This window comes from Parabacteroides sp. AF14-59 (genome assembly GCF_003479515.1).
In the GTDB taxonomy this organism is placed as follows: domain Bacteria; phylum Bacteroidota; class Bacteroidia; order Bacteroidales; family Tannerellaceae; genus Parabacteroides; species Parabacteroides faecis.
Genome location: NZ_QUHH01000009.1, coordinates 188,721 through 206,839, shown reverse-complemented (window position 1 = coordinate 206,839; position 18,119 = coordinate 188,721). Strand labels below are relative to the sequence as shown.

Sequence of the window (18,119 nt, the reverse complement as noted above, 5' to 3'; positions counted from 1 at the left end):
AGAGAATGAATTTTATGAAGAAGGTGTGGGCAGTTTTACTGCTTCTGATTGCTGCAGGCCAGGTATATGCCGATGAAGGTATGTGGGTTCTGAAGGAATTAAACAAACAGAATCTGGCGAGGATCAAGGAACTCGGATTTGTTCCGTCCTACAAGCAGCTCTACAGTGAAACTGACCCGTGTGTGGCCAATGCTGTTGTGATTTTTGGTGGCGGATGTACCGGTATTACCGTATCGGAAGAAGGATTGGTTTTTACCAATCACCATTGCGGTTTCGGTTCGATCCAGCAGTTGAGTAGCGTTGAACATGATTATCTGAAGGATGGTTTTGTATCCCAGAGTAAGGAAGAAGAGTTACCTGTTCCGGGTTTGAGTGTACGTTACCTGCGTGAGACAGTCGACGTAAGTGACCGTATCAACGGTGAAATCGCCAATATCGGGGAAGAATACCTGCGTTTGGCCGCTGCCGATTCTATCGGACAGGTTATCTGCGATTCCATCGGTAATACGGAATTCCAGGCAGCAGATGTGATCCCTTTCTATAATAATAACAAGTATTTCCTGGTTGTTTACGATGTATTCAACGATGTCCGTATGGTATTTGCTCCGCCCAGTTCTGTCGGAAAGTTCGGTGGCGACACGGACAACTGGATGTGGCCGCGTCATACGGGTGACTTTTCCGTATTCCGCGTATATGCCGGAGCCGATAACAAACCGGCGGAATACAGCAAAGACAACAAGCCTTACAGCCCTAAATATGTAGCAGAAGTATCCCTGCAGGGCTATCGGGATAAAGACTATGCGATGACGATCGGTTTCCCGGGTAGCACAGACCGTTATTTGTGTTCATGGGGCGTGAAACAGCGTATTGAAGACAGCAATAAACCCCGTATCGAAGTACGTGGCGTTAAACAGGCTATCTGGAAAGAGGCGATGCAGGCAAGCGATGAAGTCCGTATCAAATATGCTTCCAAATATGCAGGCAGTTCCAACTACTGGAAAAATTCCATCGGTATGAACCGTGGTCTGGCTAACCTGAACGTGATAGAACGTAAAAAGGAAGAAGAAGCCGCTTTTGCAGCCTGGGTCGATCAGACGCCGGAACGCAAAGCCAAGTATGGTGAAGTGTTGCAATTACTGGAAAAAGGCTATACATCCACAGATGAGTATAGAAAAGTTTCTACTTACCTGTCCGAAGCATTCGTGAGCGGTACTGAAATAGTTCGTCTGGCGCGTATGGTTCAGGGTGTGGATATAAACGGTTCTACTCCGGAAGAGATAGACACCATCCTGCAGGATAAGATACAGCCGTTCTTTAAGGATTACGATGCGACACTCGACCAGAAAGTGCTGGCTGCTATGATGAAGGTGGTAAAAGAACGTGTTCCCGCCCAGTATCTGCCGGATATCTATCAGAAGGTAGATAAAAAGTATAAAGGCGATTATACCAAATATGCGGCGGATGTCTTTAAAAAGACTTCTTTATTGTCATACGACAAGATCGAAAAGATGCTGAAGGATCCTAAATTGTATGCGAAGCTGAAAAAAGATCCGGCAGCTGAACTGAGCTTGTCTACTTTGATCTCGTTGTTTGAATTACAGCAGTTTATGGGTGATGCTCATTTCGAAATAGCTAAAGGCGAACGTTTGTATTTTGCCGGTCTGAAAGAGATGTATCCGGAAAAGCCTCTTTCTTCGGATGCCAACTTTACCATGCGTTTGAGCTACGGTTCTATCGGCGGTTACCGTCCGTATGATGCTGCCTGGTATGATTATTATTCAACTGAAAAAGGTATTCTTGAAAAAGAAAATCCGGAAGATGACGAGTTCTGGGTTCAACCGGAAATTCTGGATCTGATCCGCAGTAAAGACTTTGGCCAGTATGCCAATGAGAACGGACAGCTACAGCTTTGTTTCTTAACGAACAACGATATTACCGGCGGAAACTCGGGGAGCCCTGTATTCGATAAGAATGCCCGTCTGATCGGTCTTGCTTTCGACGGTAACTGGGAGGCTATGAGTGGCGATATCGCCTTCGAACCGGATCTGCAACGTTGTATCGCAGTGGATATCCGCTATGTCCTGTATATGATCGACAAATGGGGTAAATGCCCGCGTCTGATCAAGGAATTGCAGTTGGTTAGATAACATTATTTAAGGTCTGCTGATAGAAAAGCGGAAAAACAGCAAAATGGCGCAAATCATCATCGAGTGATTTGCGCCATTTTGCTATAAAGCAAATTTTAGTTCTATCGAATTGCATACTTTTGCCTTCCTGATTTTAAATTATTATTTCGTTCTATTAGATCATGTGTAAAACAAAAATTTCATCTGCGACATTTCCTGTGAGTAATCCGATCGGCAAACAGACCCATATCGTATGGCTTGATGTTGTTCGTACGGTAGCCATGTTGATGGTTATCGGAGTACATTGTATCGATCCGTTTTATATATCACCGACTCTCGGTGCTATTCCGGAATATAAATTCTGGGCATCTGTGTATGGTTCTTTGTTCCGCCCGTCCGTCCCTATCTTTGTCATGATGACGGGACTTTTATTGCTGCCTGTCCGTGAACAGTCTTTGGGAGTATTTTATAAGAAGAGGATATTCCGGGTTCTTTTCCCTTTCCTGATATGGTCCGTATTGTATAATATGTTCCCGTGGTTTACCGGAGTATTGGGTTTGCCTAAGGAGATCATCGGCGATTTCTTCTGTTATGTACAGGGGAATGAGTCGCAAGCCTTGTCGGATGCCTTGAAAGATGTGGCGATGATCCCTTTTAATTTCAGTTTCAAGGAAAACCACATGTGGTATATTTATCTGTTAATAGGCCTGTACCTGTATATGCCTTTCTTCTCCGCCTGGGTAGAGAAGGCTAAACGTTCTACCGAGCAGGTTTTTCTGGGAATATGGTTCATTTCTCTCTTCCTGCCTTATATGTCTGCTTACATAAGCCATTATTTGTATGGTGAAGCGACATGGAATCAATTCGGATTATTTTATTATTTCGCCGGATTTAACGGTTATCTGTTGTTGGGACATTATTTGAAGCAGGGAAATGACTGGAGTATAGGAAAAACGTTGGTAATTTGTATGACGCTGTTTGCTGTAGGCTATGCCATTACTTATAGTGGCTTCAGTGCCGCTGCGGCGAATCCGACGGCGACGGAAACGGATATGGAGTTATTTTTTACTTTTTGTAGCCCGAATGTCGCCATAATGACGATTGCTGTATTCCTCCTGTTACAGAAGGTCCGTGTTCATCATCCGGCTGTGATCCGGTTGCTGGCAAATGTGACCAAATATGGCTTCGGTATTTATATTGTACACTATTTCTGGGTCGGACCAGCCTTTTTGCTGATCGGGCTGTTTGATCTGCCCATTCCTTTGCAGGTGCCTATTATGGCGATATTGATATTTTCAGTCTCCTGGGGATTTACCTGGTTAATGTACCGGTTGTTCGGCCAGAAGGCTAAATGGTTTATGGGATAAACGGGGTAGAATGGTGCCTGCCCGGTTTTTTTGACCATTCATACCAAATAAGTTGCATTTACCCCTTTCGCCGGTTTTAAAATATCGTAGTATACATTTTGCCATATATTTGCCTCAAATCTTAAACAATAAATTATGAAGAGGCATTATTGGAATCATGTATACATGATATTTTTATTGCTGTTGTTTTCTTTATATGCAAAGGCACAACACCTCACTATTTCGGGGCAGGTAGTTGATGAACAACAAGAACCTGTTATCGGAGCCAGTGTCAGTATCAGGAACAGTTCGACCGGAACTATTACGGATATGGATGGCGGATTTACGCTCCAGACACCCATAGATGCCGTTATCCAGTTCTCTTTTATCGGATATGAAACCGTCGAGGTTAAAGCGACCGCCGAACCGATGCGTATTGTATTGAAAGAAAATACGCAGATGGTCGATGAAGTCGTGGTTACGGCTTTAGGTATTAAGAGGGAAAAGAAGGCATTGGCCTATTCGGTCACCGAGCTGAAAGATGATGCTTTCCGGGTGAAGGATTCGAATCTGGCTGCCGGACTTGCCGGAAAAGTAGCCGGAGTCAATGTTGTAAAGCCTGCAACAGGTGCTATGGGGTCGAGCAGGATCACTATACGTGGAAACGGATCTTTCGGATCGAACCAACCGCTTTATGTTGTCGATGGCATACCGCTCGACAACAGTGACTATGGACAACCCGGCTTGTGGGGCGGAACAGATAACGGCGACGGTATCTCTTCTATCAGTAGTGATGATATCGAGAGCATGACCGTGCTGAAAGGTGGGACTGCAGCCGCTTTATACGGTTCGAGAGCGGCAAACGGGGCTATTGTCATTACTACGAAAAAAGGGCAGAAGGGCAAAGTGAAAGTAGAGTTGAACAGTTCGTTCACTCTGGACAAGCCGATCGTAAATACCAGTGATTTCCAGTATGAATACGGGCAGGGTATTTCAGGAGTAGCTCCCAACAGCCAGGAAATGGCATTGCTGAGCGGTCCGGCGAGTTGGGGAACCAAGCTCGACGGTTCGGATGTCCTTCAGTTTGATGGTGTGGCACGCCCTTATTCGGCAGTCGGCAAAAAGAATTTCTCTAACTTTTACGACAATGCCTGGTCGTTGAATAACAATCTATCGCTTTCCGGCGGTTCGGAATCTACACAATATCGTCTTTCTGTGGGTGACCAGCGTTATCATGATCTTTTCCCGAATTCCAAACTGAACCGCAATAACGTCTCTTTAAATCTTACAACGGATATAACCAAACGTATTACCCTTCAAGCTAGCGTGATGTATATGCGCGAACGGGTAAAGAACAGACAAAATGTAAATGATTATTCCAGTAACGGAAATGTATTGCTCTGGACATTACCTCCCAATATAGATATTCGTAGTTTATCACCGGCCGTAAAAGAGAACGGAGATGAACTGCTACTATCCGATATGTATGTATATTTCGCAAATCCTTATTTTATTGCCAATAAGAGGGCCCAACAGGATGCTAAAGACAGGATGCTCGGTTCTTTGCAGCTTCAGTATAATATCACCGACAACTGGTATATACGGGGAAAAGCAGGGGGAGATATGATCTATCGCCGTGCGGAGAGCACTACTCCAATGGGGACAGGCTACCTGAAAGAGGGAAATATCAGTGCCAGTTCCACCTATAACGGAGAATTTAATGCGGAAGCTATCCTTGGATATACCAATCGTTTTTCTGAAGCATGGACAGTAAGTGCTTTTGCCGGATGGAACAGCATGATTGCCTGGAGCGAAACAGTCAGTGCTTACGGCTCACGCTTTATCCAACCCAATTTCAATGTAATCGGCAATACCGAAGTCACGAGCGGAGGGAAAAACAGGTGGGAAAACTATATCAATTCCATTATGGGGCAGGCAGAGGTTTCTTATAAAAACTTGCTTTTTCTTACTTTGTCGGGAAGGAACGACTGGTTTTCTGCTTTATCGTTACGGGATAAATCGACACCGAATAATATTTTTTATCCATCCGTAGGAGCAGGACTTATCGTAAGCGAAATGGTAACTCTTCCATCCTGGTTTTCGTTTCTGAAAGCGAGAGGATCGTGGGCGCAGTCGGGTGGGGCGGTTTCGCCCTATAATCTGGCTTTAACTTATAGTTATGGCGAAGCGATTAATGGGTATCCAACAGGTTCGATCAATACATCTACCATTCCGAATCTGGATCTGAAACCACTGACTTCTACGGCTTATGAGGCAGGAGTCGATGTTCGTTTCTTTGAAAATCGTCTGGGACTCGATCTGACTTATTATATACGAAACACCAGTGACGATATTGTCACGGCGCAAATATCTTCCGGTTCCGGATATAATAATGTATTGATCAATGCCGGAAAGATCAATAACCAGGGTATCGAACTGTTGCTTACAGGAACACCCGTCAGAACCAAAAATTTCGAGTGGAACAGTTCTTTCAATTTCTCATACAATAAGAGTGAAATAAAGAAGATTACGGATAATGTGAACAGCTTCATCATGGCCACTGCCCGGGCAGGTGCAGCCGGAGACCAGGGAAGTCCGGCATTCATCTATCAGGAGGTCGGTGAACCTTACGGTATAATAAAAGGATACTCGTATCAGAGAGACGAGAACAACAATATCATTTATGATTCGGCAGGGCTTCCACAGCGGGGAGAGATAAAGAAACTGGGCGAAAGTATTCATCCGTATACTCTGGGATTCAGCAACCGGTTCAACTATCGTGATTTCAATCTGAACGTTTTGATCGATGGTAAATTCGGTGGAAGTGTTTTCTCCGGGACAAACAATATGACCTGTTATCTGGGAACAAGTAAAATGACTTTGGATGGACGCGAAGGCGGAGTTGTCGGAAAAGGCGTAAAAAGGGACGGTTCTGTCAACGACAAAGCAGTACCGGCGATGGATTATTATATGCATCTGGCAAATAACATTACGGAGGAGTTTGTATACGATGCTTCGTTTGTAAAGCTGCGCGAAATATCCGTTGGATATTCACTCCCTAAAAAACTGATCAGAAATGCCGGTTTCTCGAATGTAATGATCTCGCTGGTAGGAAGAAATCTCTGGACACTATATAGTAAAGTGCCTTTGGTAGACCCGGAATCGAGTTATACGAGCGGGAATGCACAGGGCCTGGAACAATTCGGACTTCCGGCAACCCGTAGCTGGGGATTTAATGTAAATATTCAATTTTAAAAAGGAATCAAGGTTATGAGACGATATATATTAAAAATAACGGCACTGTTGTCTGCGTTGGCATTCATTACTTCGTGTGATTTTGAAGAGAAGAACATCGATCCCAATAACAGTCCGACGATCGAGCCGGGGCCATTACTTACTTATACACAGTTGAACACAAGCAATGAAGGACTCGCTAAAAGGACGCAGGTCGGTTATTGCATGATGATGGTACAGCAGACCGCTTCCCTCGACCTCAATGAGATGGCGGGAGACAAATACCTGGAAACAGAGACATTGGGAATCTTCTTCACCACGATGTATGCCACAGTAATTAAGAATATTGAGGAACTCATCAATCTTACCGAAGATGACGGGACGAATGTGAATACATACGCTGTTGCACTGATATGGAAATCCTATCTTTTCCACCGGATTACCGATCTGTATGGTGATGTTCCCTATTCGGAAGCGGGTAATGGATACCGTACACAGAACTTCTATCCGAGCTATGACAGGCAAAGCGATATTTACGCAGGGATGGTCAGTGATATTGAAAAGGGCCTTTCCTTACTTAATGAGACAAAGGAGCCTATCGAGGGTGATATTTTATATGGCGGTGACATAAATAAGTGGAAACGTTTCGGCAATTCGCTGTTGCTTCGCCTGGGTATGCGTATGGAGAAAGCGGACCCGGCTCAGGCCAGAGCGCTGATTGCAAAAGCGATTCAGGGTGGAGTGATGCAATCGGCGGATGATATCTGTATGGTTCAGCATGTAGAAGGTAAAGCCTCGACGGAAAATCAACTGGGTTATGTATTTAAGAGTCATAGTCTACTGGTGAGCGGAGCTATAAAAATAAGCAAGACATTTATGGACCGGTTGAAGGCTACCAACGATCCCCGGATGCAGGTCTATTGTGCACTGCCGGATGGCAATACGGATCGGGACATGCAAAAAGGGTTACCCAACGGATATGATGCTCTTACCATACGTACGGGCGATCCGACTTATACCTCTTTGGCAAATTATTCCACATTTAATCCGGCAACGCTTCTTTTACTGGATGCGCCTACTATTTATATGACACATGCCGAGGTTGAATTACTACAGGCTGAAGCGATCGTGAAAGGGTATATTTCAGGTGATGCGAAAGCGCATTATGAAAATGCAGTCCGTTCGTCCATGCAACAACAGGCTATTTACGGTAATGCAGGGGGCATTTCGGGGCAACAGATGGAAGATTATCTTTCACAAGGGTTATTCGACGAGGCAGTCACTGCCAGTGATAAACTGAATGTGATCGGGACCGAGTTCTGGATTGCCACTTTCCTGAACGGCTATGAAAGTTATGCCAACTGGAGACGTACAGGTTATCCCAGGTTAACGCCTACAAACTACCAGAGCAGTCCGAATAAGGGAAAAATACCGCTCCGGTTCAAGTATCCGACGGAAGAATATAGTATAAACCTGGATAACGTGACGGAAGCTGTAAATAACCAGGGAGAAGATAAAATGACAACGGCTGTCTGGTGGAATAAATAATTTCAGCAACTTATTTTAATCACTTAAAGAGTAAAAATGTATATGAACAGTAAACAGAAGCAAATCTTCTTATTGGTTATTCTTGTGCTTATCACAGGTTGCCAGATAAATAAACCGGAAAAGATCGGTTTTTTATCGACCGATGGTACGAGCTTTATCGATAATCAGGGAAGAACCGTGGTTTTAAACGGTTTGAACCATGTGACCAAAGTTCCGGAAAATAATTTTCTGTATGACGGAGATAAAGAATTATTCCGCCAGTTTAAAGAATGGGGATTTAATTGTATACGGTATGGGCTTTATTGGGATGTTCTGGAGCCGGAACCGGGGAAAATTAATGAAGCTTATCTGAAAGAGATCGATAAGCGTGTGAAATGGGCGGAAGAAAATAATCTTTGGCTGATACTCGATATGCATCAGGATTTGTATGGGAGAAAATTTGGGAATGGTGCTCCGCTTTGGGCAACACTTGACGAAGGTCTTCCGCATGTAAAAGGAGATGTTTGGAGTGATGCCTATATCATGAGTCCGGCCGTACAGAGATCGTTTGATAATTTCTGGAGTAATAAGCCGGCAGAAGACGGTATAGGACTACAGGACCATTATATCAATGCCTGGAAAACTGTTGCCGGACGGTATGCCAATGCGCCTTCGGTTGTCGGATTCGACATCATGAATGAGCCGTTTATGGGTTCTTCCGGATTGGTAATATTCCAGGAGTTACTGAAAGGATTTGCAGAAGTCCATGCCTCGGTAACCGGTGAAATATTGACCGAAGAAGCTGTCATGTCAATGTGGAATACGGAAGATTCCCGTTTGGAGGCCTATGGATTACTGAATGATGGGGAAATTTTTTCATACGTGGTTGGCAAGATTACGCCTATTGTTAATGAATTCGAGCAAGGAGCATTGAGTGATTTTTATCAGAGGGTACGAGATGCGATCAGAGAGGTGAACACAAAACACATTCTTTTCCTCGAACATAATTTCTTTTGCAATATGGGTGTTTCCAGTAGTTTTAGCATTCCAAAGGATAAAGACGGCCACAACGATTTGCTGTGTGCTTATGCTCCTCATGGGTATGATCTGGTGACCGACTCCAAGGCCTCTATGTCACAGGGGTACGGGCGTCTGGACTTCTTATTCCATAGTATGTTTGAAAGAGGTCGCGAATTGGGCATTCCCACACTCGTTGGCGAATGGGGGGCCTTTTATATGGGCGGAAAATATAAAGAACCTGCCACCCATATTATTAATCTGATCGAAAAAAACGATGCCGGACAAACCTACTGGGCATTTTGGGAAGGAATCGATACGCAAGATTATTTTCAATATGCTTTAAGTCGTTATTATCCGATGGTTACCAATGGAAAGTCATTGGGTTATTATAACGATTATCAGAAAAACAGATTCACTTATCAATGGGTTGAGATGGATAAAAAGGCGCTTACACGTATTTATATTCCTGATATATCGATACTCGGGGATACGAAAAAAATAGTATTGAACCCTTCGTCGTCTTATTCGATTATTCCGATAGGCAAGAGCAACGCAGGATATATGGAAATACAGCCGGCAGGAGGAGAAAGACAATTAATTCTTCCGGTTGCTGAATGATTTGAAAAAACGATGGTGTCGCCCGTGTCCGTTAAGAACAATTGCGACACCATCGTCTTTGTTTCTGTCATTTTTAGTATATTTGCCTGTCATTTGATCAGCATTTCTTTTATGGAGCAAGCATATACAAAAATAAAACAGTCTCTCACCACTCCTTTTGTTTATCTGAAGACATTTAAAGACAGAGTTTTTTTCGCTGTCGGGATGTTCGTTTATCTTAATCTTTTCCTTATCCTTTTTAATCCGTTCAATATCTACAATTGGCTGGGGTATTTAATCAACTTATCACCGTTAAAAAGATTGTCGCTGATCGGTTTCGTATTGGTCTGTGCTATCTTGATCGGGGTTTCCCAATATCTTCAATACAGGTACTTCAAAAACCGTGAAATGAAAGTTTACCATCTTTTGGTTGGCTTTGGTTTTGATGTTTTGCTGGGCACATTGATCCTGGGATCATTATATACTACTCCATCCGATTTCTTTATCGGGGAATTTTTAGAGTCGTTCCGGATCATATTCTTATCCCTCGCTTTGTGGTATCTTATCAGTCTGACCGTATTGACTCTGTATAATGTATCGAAAGAGAAGAATGTGATTCCTGTTATACAGGAGAACATGCCTGTTATTCAATATGAATGTATTAATATATGCGATGAAAACGATCAGCTCCGTCTTTCTATCAAACCTAAAGATTTGCTCTATTTCGAATCGTCCGATAATTATATTGTTGTTTACTATCATAAGGATAACCGGATAAAGAAAGAGCTGGTAAGAAATTCGTTGAAAAATATTGAACAGGATATGCAAAAGTACAATTGCATCCGTTGTCACCGTTCCTATATAATAAACTTGTTGAACGTTTCTTCTATAAAAAAGAACGGCCGGTCCTACGAAATTAACATGGAAGGTAACAATGTTCCTATCCCCATTTCACGCGGTTATGTAGAAACTGTCAAAGAGTTGCTTGTCCGCAAATAAGCGATTGCCCGTTTATACCAGAATAGTTGTATCTACCCCTGAAACCAGCCCTGAATCTCTCTATTTCATATCTTCGACCCCAGATTAACTAATCGAATGTTTCACATTATAAATTTAAGAAGTATATGAAAAAAGTATTATTTTTAGGAGTATTGCTGGCATTGTTAACCGCATGTGGAAGTGATGATGATGATCCGACACCAGCATTGAATGTCTCGACCGGTGAGGTTATATTAGAGGCGGAAAACGCTGAGACAACCATCGATGTAAAATCGAATGTAGCATGGAGTGCTGTTTCGGCAGCTACCGATTGGTGTACGGTAAGTCCGGCTTCGGGCTCCAATGACGGGAAGTTGACAATTAAGGCTACAACAAATCCTGATATGAAGGAAAGATCGACCACGGTAACGGTTAAATCATCTACCTTGGAAAAGGTGATAACGGTTAAACAGGATCCGGCTTCTCTTGAGTCGCTACTGAAAGGTAAATGGATATTGGACGACCAGACCAGTAATGAACCGGCTTTTGATGTAATGGAAGGGTTGACACTTGAATTGAAGGACGATAAGAGCGCAGTTGCAGTTATAAACAAATATGTTACTCCCGAGTTGGAAATCAAGACACTGGAAGGGACATGGAGCGTTTCCGGACAAACTCTGACACTTTCTTCTACTTTGATGGAGTTACCGGTAAATATTACTTTTGAAATAGGACAGGTTACTGCTGATTCATTCCAGTCTGCCATGAAAATAAATTTACCGGGGTTGTTACCGGCCGATGGTCTTCCGGTTATTATTAACAGGGTGAAATAAAGAGATTGGTATATTATTGATGGAATGAAAAATAAGATGTTGCAAAAGTATTAGATGGGACACAGATGACGGATGTTTTCTATTTGACTGTGTACGATAATACTTTTGCAACATTATTTTTACTATTAAACAGTGATTTTATTTTATATCCCGTTTAGTACGGACTGTTACATTTCCTTTTAAACCTACAGCTTCTCCTGCCGTACCATTTAACAGTACCCGCAGGTCGCATCTTTCTTTTACGGCAGGAAATTCAACAGTGAAATCTTCTTCCTTATCTGTCGTTTTGGAACCTATCAGTTGTCCGTTCAACCAGATTTCAGCTTTTCCTGCCAATTGTTTAAAGAGGATACTTCCACCTTCTTCCCGGTGAGCCTGGAAAGGATTGAATGTCGCACGTAAAATAACGAAGTTGGCATTCTCCAGTTTGATCAGATCACCGTCTGATACAGGTTGCCAGCTATTCATATCGTTATCAGCTATCTGGCGGGTTGCATCAGGTTTGTCGCTGGAAAGGGGAGAGGCTACCCATTTATTCAGCAACATCGGCGGAAATTCTGCAGCGATGAATGGGACAGGAGCAACCTGATTGGCATCGATTGTGATTGTTGCCGGTTTTAATCCCGGAGTAGTAGCGGTTAATGTGATTGTTCCTGCCCCTTCTTTACTTTGGATGATCACCTGTGCAAGACCATAGAACAGGCTGCGTTTATTTCCTTTCTCCGGTTCGTGACAGTTCGGATCACCATTTCCTACACCGATGATTTCAGCAGGACCTGTTACGGTGAATTCGATCATATTATTGGCTGTCGGTACATGACGGCCTTTGGAATCGACGACTTCTACGGTTACGGGCATAGCATCCCTTCCGTCACCGGCCAGACTGTTACGGTCCGGAATCAGGCGGACCTGGACAGGTTCTTTGGTTGTCTCCACTTTGGTTCGTGAAACGATCTTTCCGTTTTTATAACCGATAGCTTCCAGTTTGCCCGGTTTATAAGGGACGGACCAGGTATTCATTTCGTACGGGTCTACCTGTTGTTCGGATATTTCTTTGCTGTTCAGTAACAGTTTGACTTTGTCTGCATTGCTTAAAGCCATAACTTTGATCGGTTTCCCGATAGAATCGGCAGGCCAGTTCCAATGCGGTACCAGTTCAAGGACCGGTTTGTCTTTTACCCATTGTGCCTGATGCAGGTAATAAGCCATTTTAGGGAAGCCGCATAAGTCCATGATACCGAAGAAGGAACTGACTGTAGGCCAGCGATGCGGAGTCGGTTCACCATGATAATCGAATCCGGTCCAGTAGAAGCAACCGGCCATCCAGGGACGTTCAGCCACGGCTTTCCACGCTCTGCGGTGAGTGGCACCCCAGTCGGCACATTGTGTATCATATGAATCCATCAGGTTCCTTGACCGGTCTGTTACGTATTCACCTCTTGTCATAAATGCCGAGCCATCTTCCGAGCTGGTTAAAGGCAGTTCCGGATTTTCTTCATGGAAACGGTCGTAACTTTCGATCTGGTAATTGAATCCGCCGACATCCACGGCTTGCGATACGTTGTGTTTAGAGAAGAATCCTCCGTTCATAGCTGCTGTTATGGGGCGCGTCGGATCCATCTTTTTAACGACATCATACATACGACGAACCATTTCAACCCCGTTTTCCGTACCCTGCATCGGTTCTTCGTTGAAAACAGACCAAAGGATTACGCTCGGACAGTTACGGTCGCGGCGTACTTGCCACTCCAGTTGGCGAACATATTCGGGTGAAGTGTTGAATAATCTGTTTTCATCTAAAATCATGATACCCATGCTGTCGCAAGCGGCCATAAACTCTTTGGCAACCGGATTATGAGCTACACGATAGGCATTGACTCCCATCTCTTTCAGTTTGCGGAGGCGGAATTCCCAAAGCGCATCGGGAACGGCAACACCGACTCCGGCATGATCCTGGTGGTTACAAACACCTTTTATCTTGATGTTCTCTCCATTCAGCCAAAAACCAGTATTGTTATCGAAACGGATTGTACGGAAACCACATTTGGTTTCGACCTCGTCGGTTACGGTACCGTTTTGTTTCACCGTAGTCTTTACCTTATAGAGGGCAGGACTGTCGGGCGACCAAAGTTGCGGGTCTGACACGGTCAGTGGGAGATTGGCAATGCCTTCTCTTAATGCTGTGACGGAGACTGCTTTTGACTGTGTTGTTATTTGCTTGCCATCAGGAGCGAACAGGGTGACTTCGACTTCTCCGTCAGCCGATAACTTTCCCGAGTTATACAAAGAAACTTCCACGGGTATTTCCCATTGGTTGTCGTTCTTCTTTACCGGATGAGCAAATACACCGTCGGTAATGATATGCAGCGGCGAACGTTTAACCAGCCAGGTATGACGGTAGATTCCTGCCCCTTCATACCACCAGCCTTCCTGTGCTTCTGCATCCACGCGTACGGCGATCGTATTGATGTTATCACCGTAAGTAGCATAGGGAGTTATATCGATATACATGGAAGTATACCCGCACCAGTTCCGGTGCAGAACGGTTCCGTTTACCCAGATCGTAGCATGGGTTGAAATACCGTCGAACTGTATTTCGAGATGTTTCCCGTTATCTTCGGGATCGAGTTTGAATTTCCGTCGATACCAGCCAAAACCACGGTCACGGTATCCTTGGGATAAATTGGCGTCCGGATTTACGGTTCCTTCGATAGCCCAGTCATGGGGTAAATCGAGTACGCGCCAGGAAGAATCGTCATAATTGGGAGATGCTGCTCCGCTCACATAGCCGGCTTTGGCGTTCCGGTAAGTTGCGTTATGGCCTTTGATGACCGGATAGGGGATGTCTCCCTTGTGGAAACTCCATCCTTTATCGAGCGACAGGACTTCCCGGGTAGTTACTTTTTCCTGTGCATGTGCCTGTAACGAAAAGCTTATGCACAAGAGAAGCAAAAGAGTTTTGAGTGTTGTCATAGTGTTTTATTATAGAATTATTTGAATGTCGATTCTATTACCTTTAAATCCTTTTTAATTTTCAAAAATAGTGAAATATATCGTTTGTCCCTGATTTCAATGGGAAAAAAGCTATGCAAAGGTTTGTGTAATGCTGGATTTAGTTTTTGTAAGAACCCTTACTCTCGCATATAAGACACAGAGAGTAAGGGTTCATTGATAATTTGTTAAATTAGTAATTTCCGGTCGTTATTCATCTTTCAAATCGAAACGGTATTCTTGTTTAATCCGAATATCGGAAATTGTCGGAATTACACAATCTGCCGGTACGACATTTTTTTCAAAGTAGATCGGGGCATCAGCCGATTTCAGACCGTCAATGCGGATAACCATCGGGTTGATTTCGATAGATTCTTTGAGACGGCTCAAGCTAAGGATCCAGTCGGTTCCGTCGTAGAAAGAGTCGCCCGTCAGATGTCCGTTCAGGTATGCGTTGGCAACATCTCCTTTGTAGGAAATGTACATGCGTGTTTCTTCTTCACCGCAAACTGCCGTCGGGGCTTTTACCTCATATACCGCCAAGTGTTCTTCCGGAGCAAAAGCCGAAGGAGTGTTCCCACCTGAAACAGTTATAACCGGTTGGTTATTTTCCGAAGATAACCAGGTCGCATCGGTATTCCAAACAATACGCTCTCCATTCTTCAGTAAGATTTCGACCTCTGCGATTACATCTTCGCCGTCAGGTAAAATAAATTCAACCGTATTATTTTCTTTTTGGAGCAGATCTGTTATGTCTGCGCGGGAATAATCCTTCATTTTTGTGGATTCCGCATCTTTGCTGTTGAGCCTGCAACGAACCGGGTTGATAGAAGCGTAACGTAGATAAGCGCGTTCTATCGTTGAAAATGTTTTCAGCGAGAATAAACGTGTTACCGCATTCCCTTTCGCCGGACGGATCCACTGGCTTTTTTCCATAGGGGCTACCTGATGAACTGTAGCCTGTAAATTCCGTGGAGTGGCCCGGTTTGTTTGCCACTTGAAGTTTCCGTTTTTATATATCCAGGCTTCTGTCGACGGTCGCTCGTCGATTAGCGTGATCTTGTCATTATCATATATCAATGAAGAGTTGCTGATAACTACAAACTCTTTTCCTTTTATCGTACCTTTCCAGATATGATCCGACTCTTCTTCTGTCAAAGTGACGAAACGAACTATTGCACCGTTGTTTTTTGTAACTTCTATGGTACATTCTTTTCCCGGTGTCAGTTGATCAATAAAATAGCCGTTCTTTTCTTTTCTGAATGTACCGTTCTTTACTTTAAGATCCTGAATGTCTTTGTTGTCAATAAAATATTCACCTGGAATGAGGTCGTCTTCAAAGAAGAAATAAGTATTGTTGTTTCCTTCTGCCAGGGAACAGATCGGCTGTGTTGTTGAGTATTTCAACAATACACCGCTTAATGATTGGTTGAATGGCCACAGGAAATAAGTTCCGCCTTTGACGGTTACTTTTTTGCGCGGTATACGAAGGGTCTCATTTTTCAGTTTTACGGTAAACTGAACATTTTTATAATCCTTCCGGGTGCGTTTATATAGATAATTGGAGCAAAACAGGTATCCAGCCGATTCATTCAGACGTACGGCCCATTGCAAATTATTCCTGTCCTGATTGCTGGTAGGAAGATAAGCCACAGCCGGAGCGAGTGCCGTACCGAAATCGTTCATGAAATAATTATATTTCTTTGTCTCCTGCATGACCGTCCCCAAAGTGCCAAATTCGCGAATGGGGGCCTGATAGTCATAGCTGACACGAGGGCCGGATGATTGGTATGTACTCGATTTCCCGACCGGGTTAGTGCCTCCGGTATACATATAATATCCCATCATATTGGCTCCGCATCCCAAACGCAGGTTAATATTTTCACCAGCCATATCTTCGGGAACGACAGCACGGCGATGATAGAATGCGGTCGTTCCTACACCTATTTCACATGTGAAGAAAGGGGAGTCGTTATTTTCTCCGCTTAGAGACTCTACTTCTCCTTCTATTTTTATGATATCGGTACCTATATTATCCGACAGACGGTTGTAGGTGAAAAATTCGAAATTGGAAGTTGGTATTTCATTCTTTCCCGAAGCTGTCCACGGAGCTTCAATATAGAAACCGGCGTAAGGAACGATTTCTCCTTTCGGATATTCGCTGTCCATCCAGTGGGTCATGGAATAAATAGGAACGTCAAATCCTATTTGTACAGCCATCTTTTTTAGATTGAGTAAATGTGAAACGATCATTCCTTCTTTTACATATTCGTTCTCTAACTGGAGAGCCACGATAGGACCTCCATCTTTCCATAATAAACCTTTTACCTGATCATATACAGCTTGGTACCACCGGCGTGTATATTCCAGATACAACGGATCGTTCGAGCGGGTTTTAAGATTTTTATTTTCTACAATCCAATCAGGTAATCCTCCGTTTTTTATTTCGGCATTGCAGTAAGGTCCGAAACGTAGATGCACTTTCAGATCCAATTCTTTGCATAATTCGACAAAACGCCGGAGGTTGAGGTGTCCTTCCCAAGAAAGTTCACCTTCGAATTCTTCGTGTAAAGACCAGATGCAGTAAGTTGCTACAATGTCGATGCCTGATGCTTTCATTTTTAATAAAGCATCGCGCCAATACCTTTGATCCATCCGGTTGTAATGAATTTCCCCCATGACGGGAAGTTGCGGGATACCGCTTTCTTCCATGTATAGATTGTTTATACGAATCTCTTTTCCGGCAGGACCGGAGTGCCCCATTTGCAGGTAGTTGACGGCAGGAGGGGAGACTTTACTCAAGTCTATTGTATGTTGGGCGGAGATTACTCCCACGATAAGAGAAAATGCGGATAATAAGCGTATTTTATTCATTCCCGATAATATTGAATTTAGTTAAGAGGCTGGGTTAAGGAAGTGTTTTTCTCCTCCTTAACCCAACTTTCAGAAAAAAGTTAAAAGAGTATGTTTTACGAAATTTCCTTATTTTACGAAATTCGTAATCCTGATTGTCCAGTTTGCATTATCCCCGTTTCCGGCTGTAACTTTATATACAAATTCTTTTGCTGAAAAGTCGGAGGGGAATGTTCCCATGGCCGGGGCGCCACCAACCGGGCTGATACGGGCAGAGGAGGATGCATCTACATTGATTGCCAAGGTACTTAATGAAACCTGATTTCTGATTTCGGTTGTAAAAGTTTGTGTGGCATCAGGTACTTTGATCGAACAGACTATTTCTTTTGCATTATTGTCGATTGTCTTCTCCGTACCCATTTCTATCACCCGGAGTCTTTTACCACTCTCATCCCACCATCTGTATTCAAAACGAATATTTGTAATATCATTCTGATTGTACGTTTCCAGGTCGTCCAAACCGGCCTTCAGACAAGATGTGTTTATGACGATCAATAAAAGTAGAACTAAATAATTATACAGTGCTTTCATTTTTCTTGTTGTTTTATAAGATG

The 18,119-nt window shown here is 43.6% G+C and carries 10 protein-coding genes; 7 read left to right on the top strand and 3 right to left on the bottom strand.

The annotated features are described in order from the left end of the window. The first annotated feature begins 14 nt into the window (after positions 1-14). The 7 genes from DWW23_RS12250 to DWW23_RS12220 all read left to right on the top strand — a co-directional run bounded on the left by DWW23_RS12250 (position 15) and on the right by DWW23_RS12220 (position 11,661). Positions 15-2,147 (top strand): S46 family peptidase, encoded by a 2,133-nt coding sequence (locus DWW23_RS12250; RefSeq protein ID WP_370449260.1) that lies wholly within the window; start codon positions 15-17, stop codon positions 2,145-2,147. Positions 2,148-2,308: 161 nt separating this feature from the next. Then, positions 2,309-3,493 (top strand): acyltransferase, encoded by a 1,185-nt coding sequence (locus DWW23_RS12245; protein WP_122353562.1) that lies wholly within the window; start codon positions 2,309-2,311, stop codon positions 3,491-3,493. A 135-nt stretch (positions 3,494-3,628) separates the two neighbouring features. Beyond that, complete coding sequence (locus DWW23_RS12240; protein WP_233564323.1) at positions 3,629-6,727, top strand: SusC/RagA family TonB-linked outer membrane protein; 3,099 nt, start codon at positions 3,629-3,631, stop codon at positions 6,725-6,727. Between the two features lie 15 nt (positions 6,728-6,742). Continuing rightward, positions 6,743-8,254, top strand: a complete 1,512-nt coding sequence (locus DWW23_RS12235; RefSeq protein ID WP_122353561.1) for a SusD/RagB family nutrient-binding outer membrane lipoprotein — start codon at positions 6,743-6,745, stop codon at positions 8,252-8,254. A 42-nt stretch (positions 8,255-8,296) separates the two neighbouring features. Beyond that, the gene (locus tag DWW23_RS12230) at positions 8,297-9,871 is read left to right on the top strand and encodes a glycoside hydrolase family 5 protein (RefSeq protein ID WP_233564322.1); all 1,575 of its coding nucleotides are present in this window, start codon (positions 8,297-8,299) and stop codon (positions 9,869-9,871) included. 111 nt (positions 9,872-9,982) lie between these two features. Continuing rightward, complete coding sequence (locus DWW23_RS12225) at positions 9,983-10,849, top strand: LytTR family DNA-binding domain-containing protein (RefSeq protein WP_158583178.1); 867 nt, start codon at positions 9,983-9,985, stop codon at positions 10,847-10,849. A 125-nt stretch (positions 10,850-10,974) separates the two neighbouring features. Then, a complete protein-coding gene (locus DWW23_RS12220) occupies positions 10,975-11,661 on the top strand; it encodes a BACON domain-containing protein (RefSeq protein WP_122353558.1) in 687 nt (228 codons plus the stop codon). A gap of 138 nt (positions 11,662-11,799) precedes the next feature. Here DWW23_RS12220 and galA read toward each other — a convergent pair whose 3' ends face one another. The 3 genes from galA to DWW23_RS12205 all read right to left on the bottom strand — a co-directional run bounded on the left by galA (position 11,800) and on the right by DWW23_RS12205 (position 18,096). Next, a complete protein-coding gene (gene galA, locus DWW23_RS12215) occupies positions 11,800-14,634 on the bottom strand; it encodes a beta-galactosidase GalA (protein ID WP_122353557.1) in 2,835 nt (944 codons plus the stop codon). 228 nt (positions 14,635-14,862) lie between these two features. After that, positions 14,863-17,526: a beta-galactosidase gene (locus DWW23_RS12210; protein ID WP_122353556.1), complete on the bottom strand. Its 2,664-nt coding sequence runs from the start codon at positions 17,524-17,526 to the stop codon at positions 14,863-14,865. Positions 17,527-17,634: 108 nt separating this feature from the next. Continuing rightward, on the bottom strand, positions 17,635-18,096 hold the full coding sequence (locus tag DWW23_RS12205) for a hypothetical protein (protein ID WP_122353555.1): 462 nt from the start codon (positions 18,094-18,096) through the stop codon (positions 17,635-17,637). Positions 18,097-18,119 lie beyond the last annotated feature (23 nt).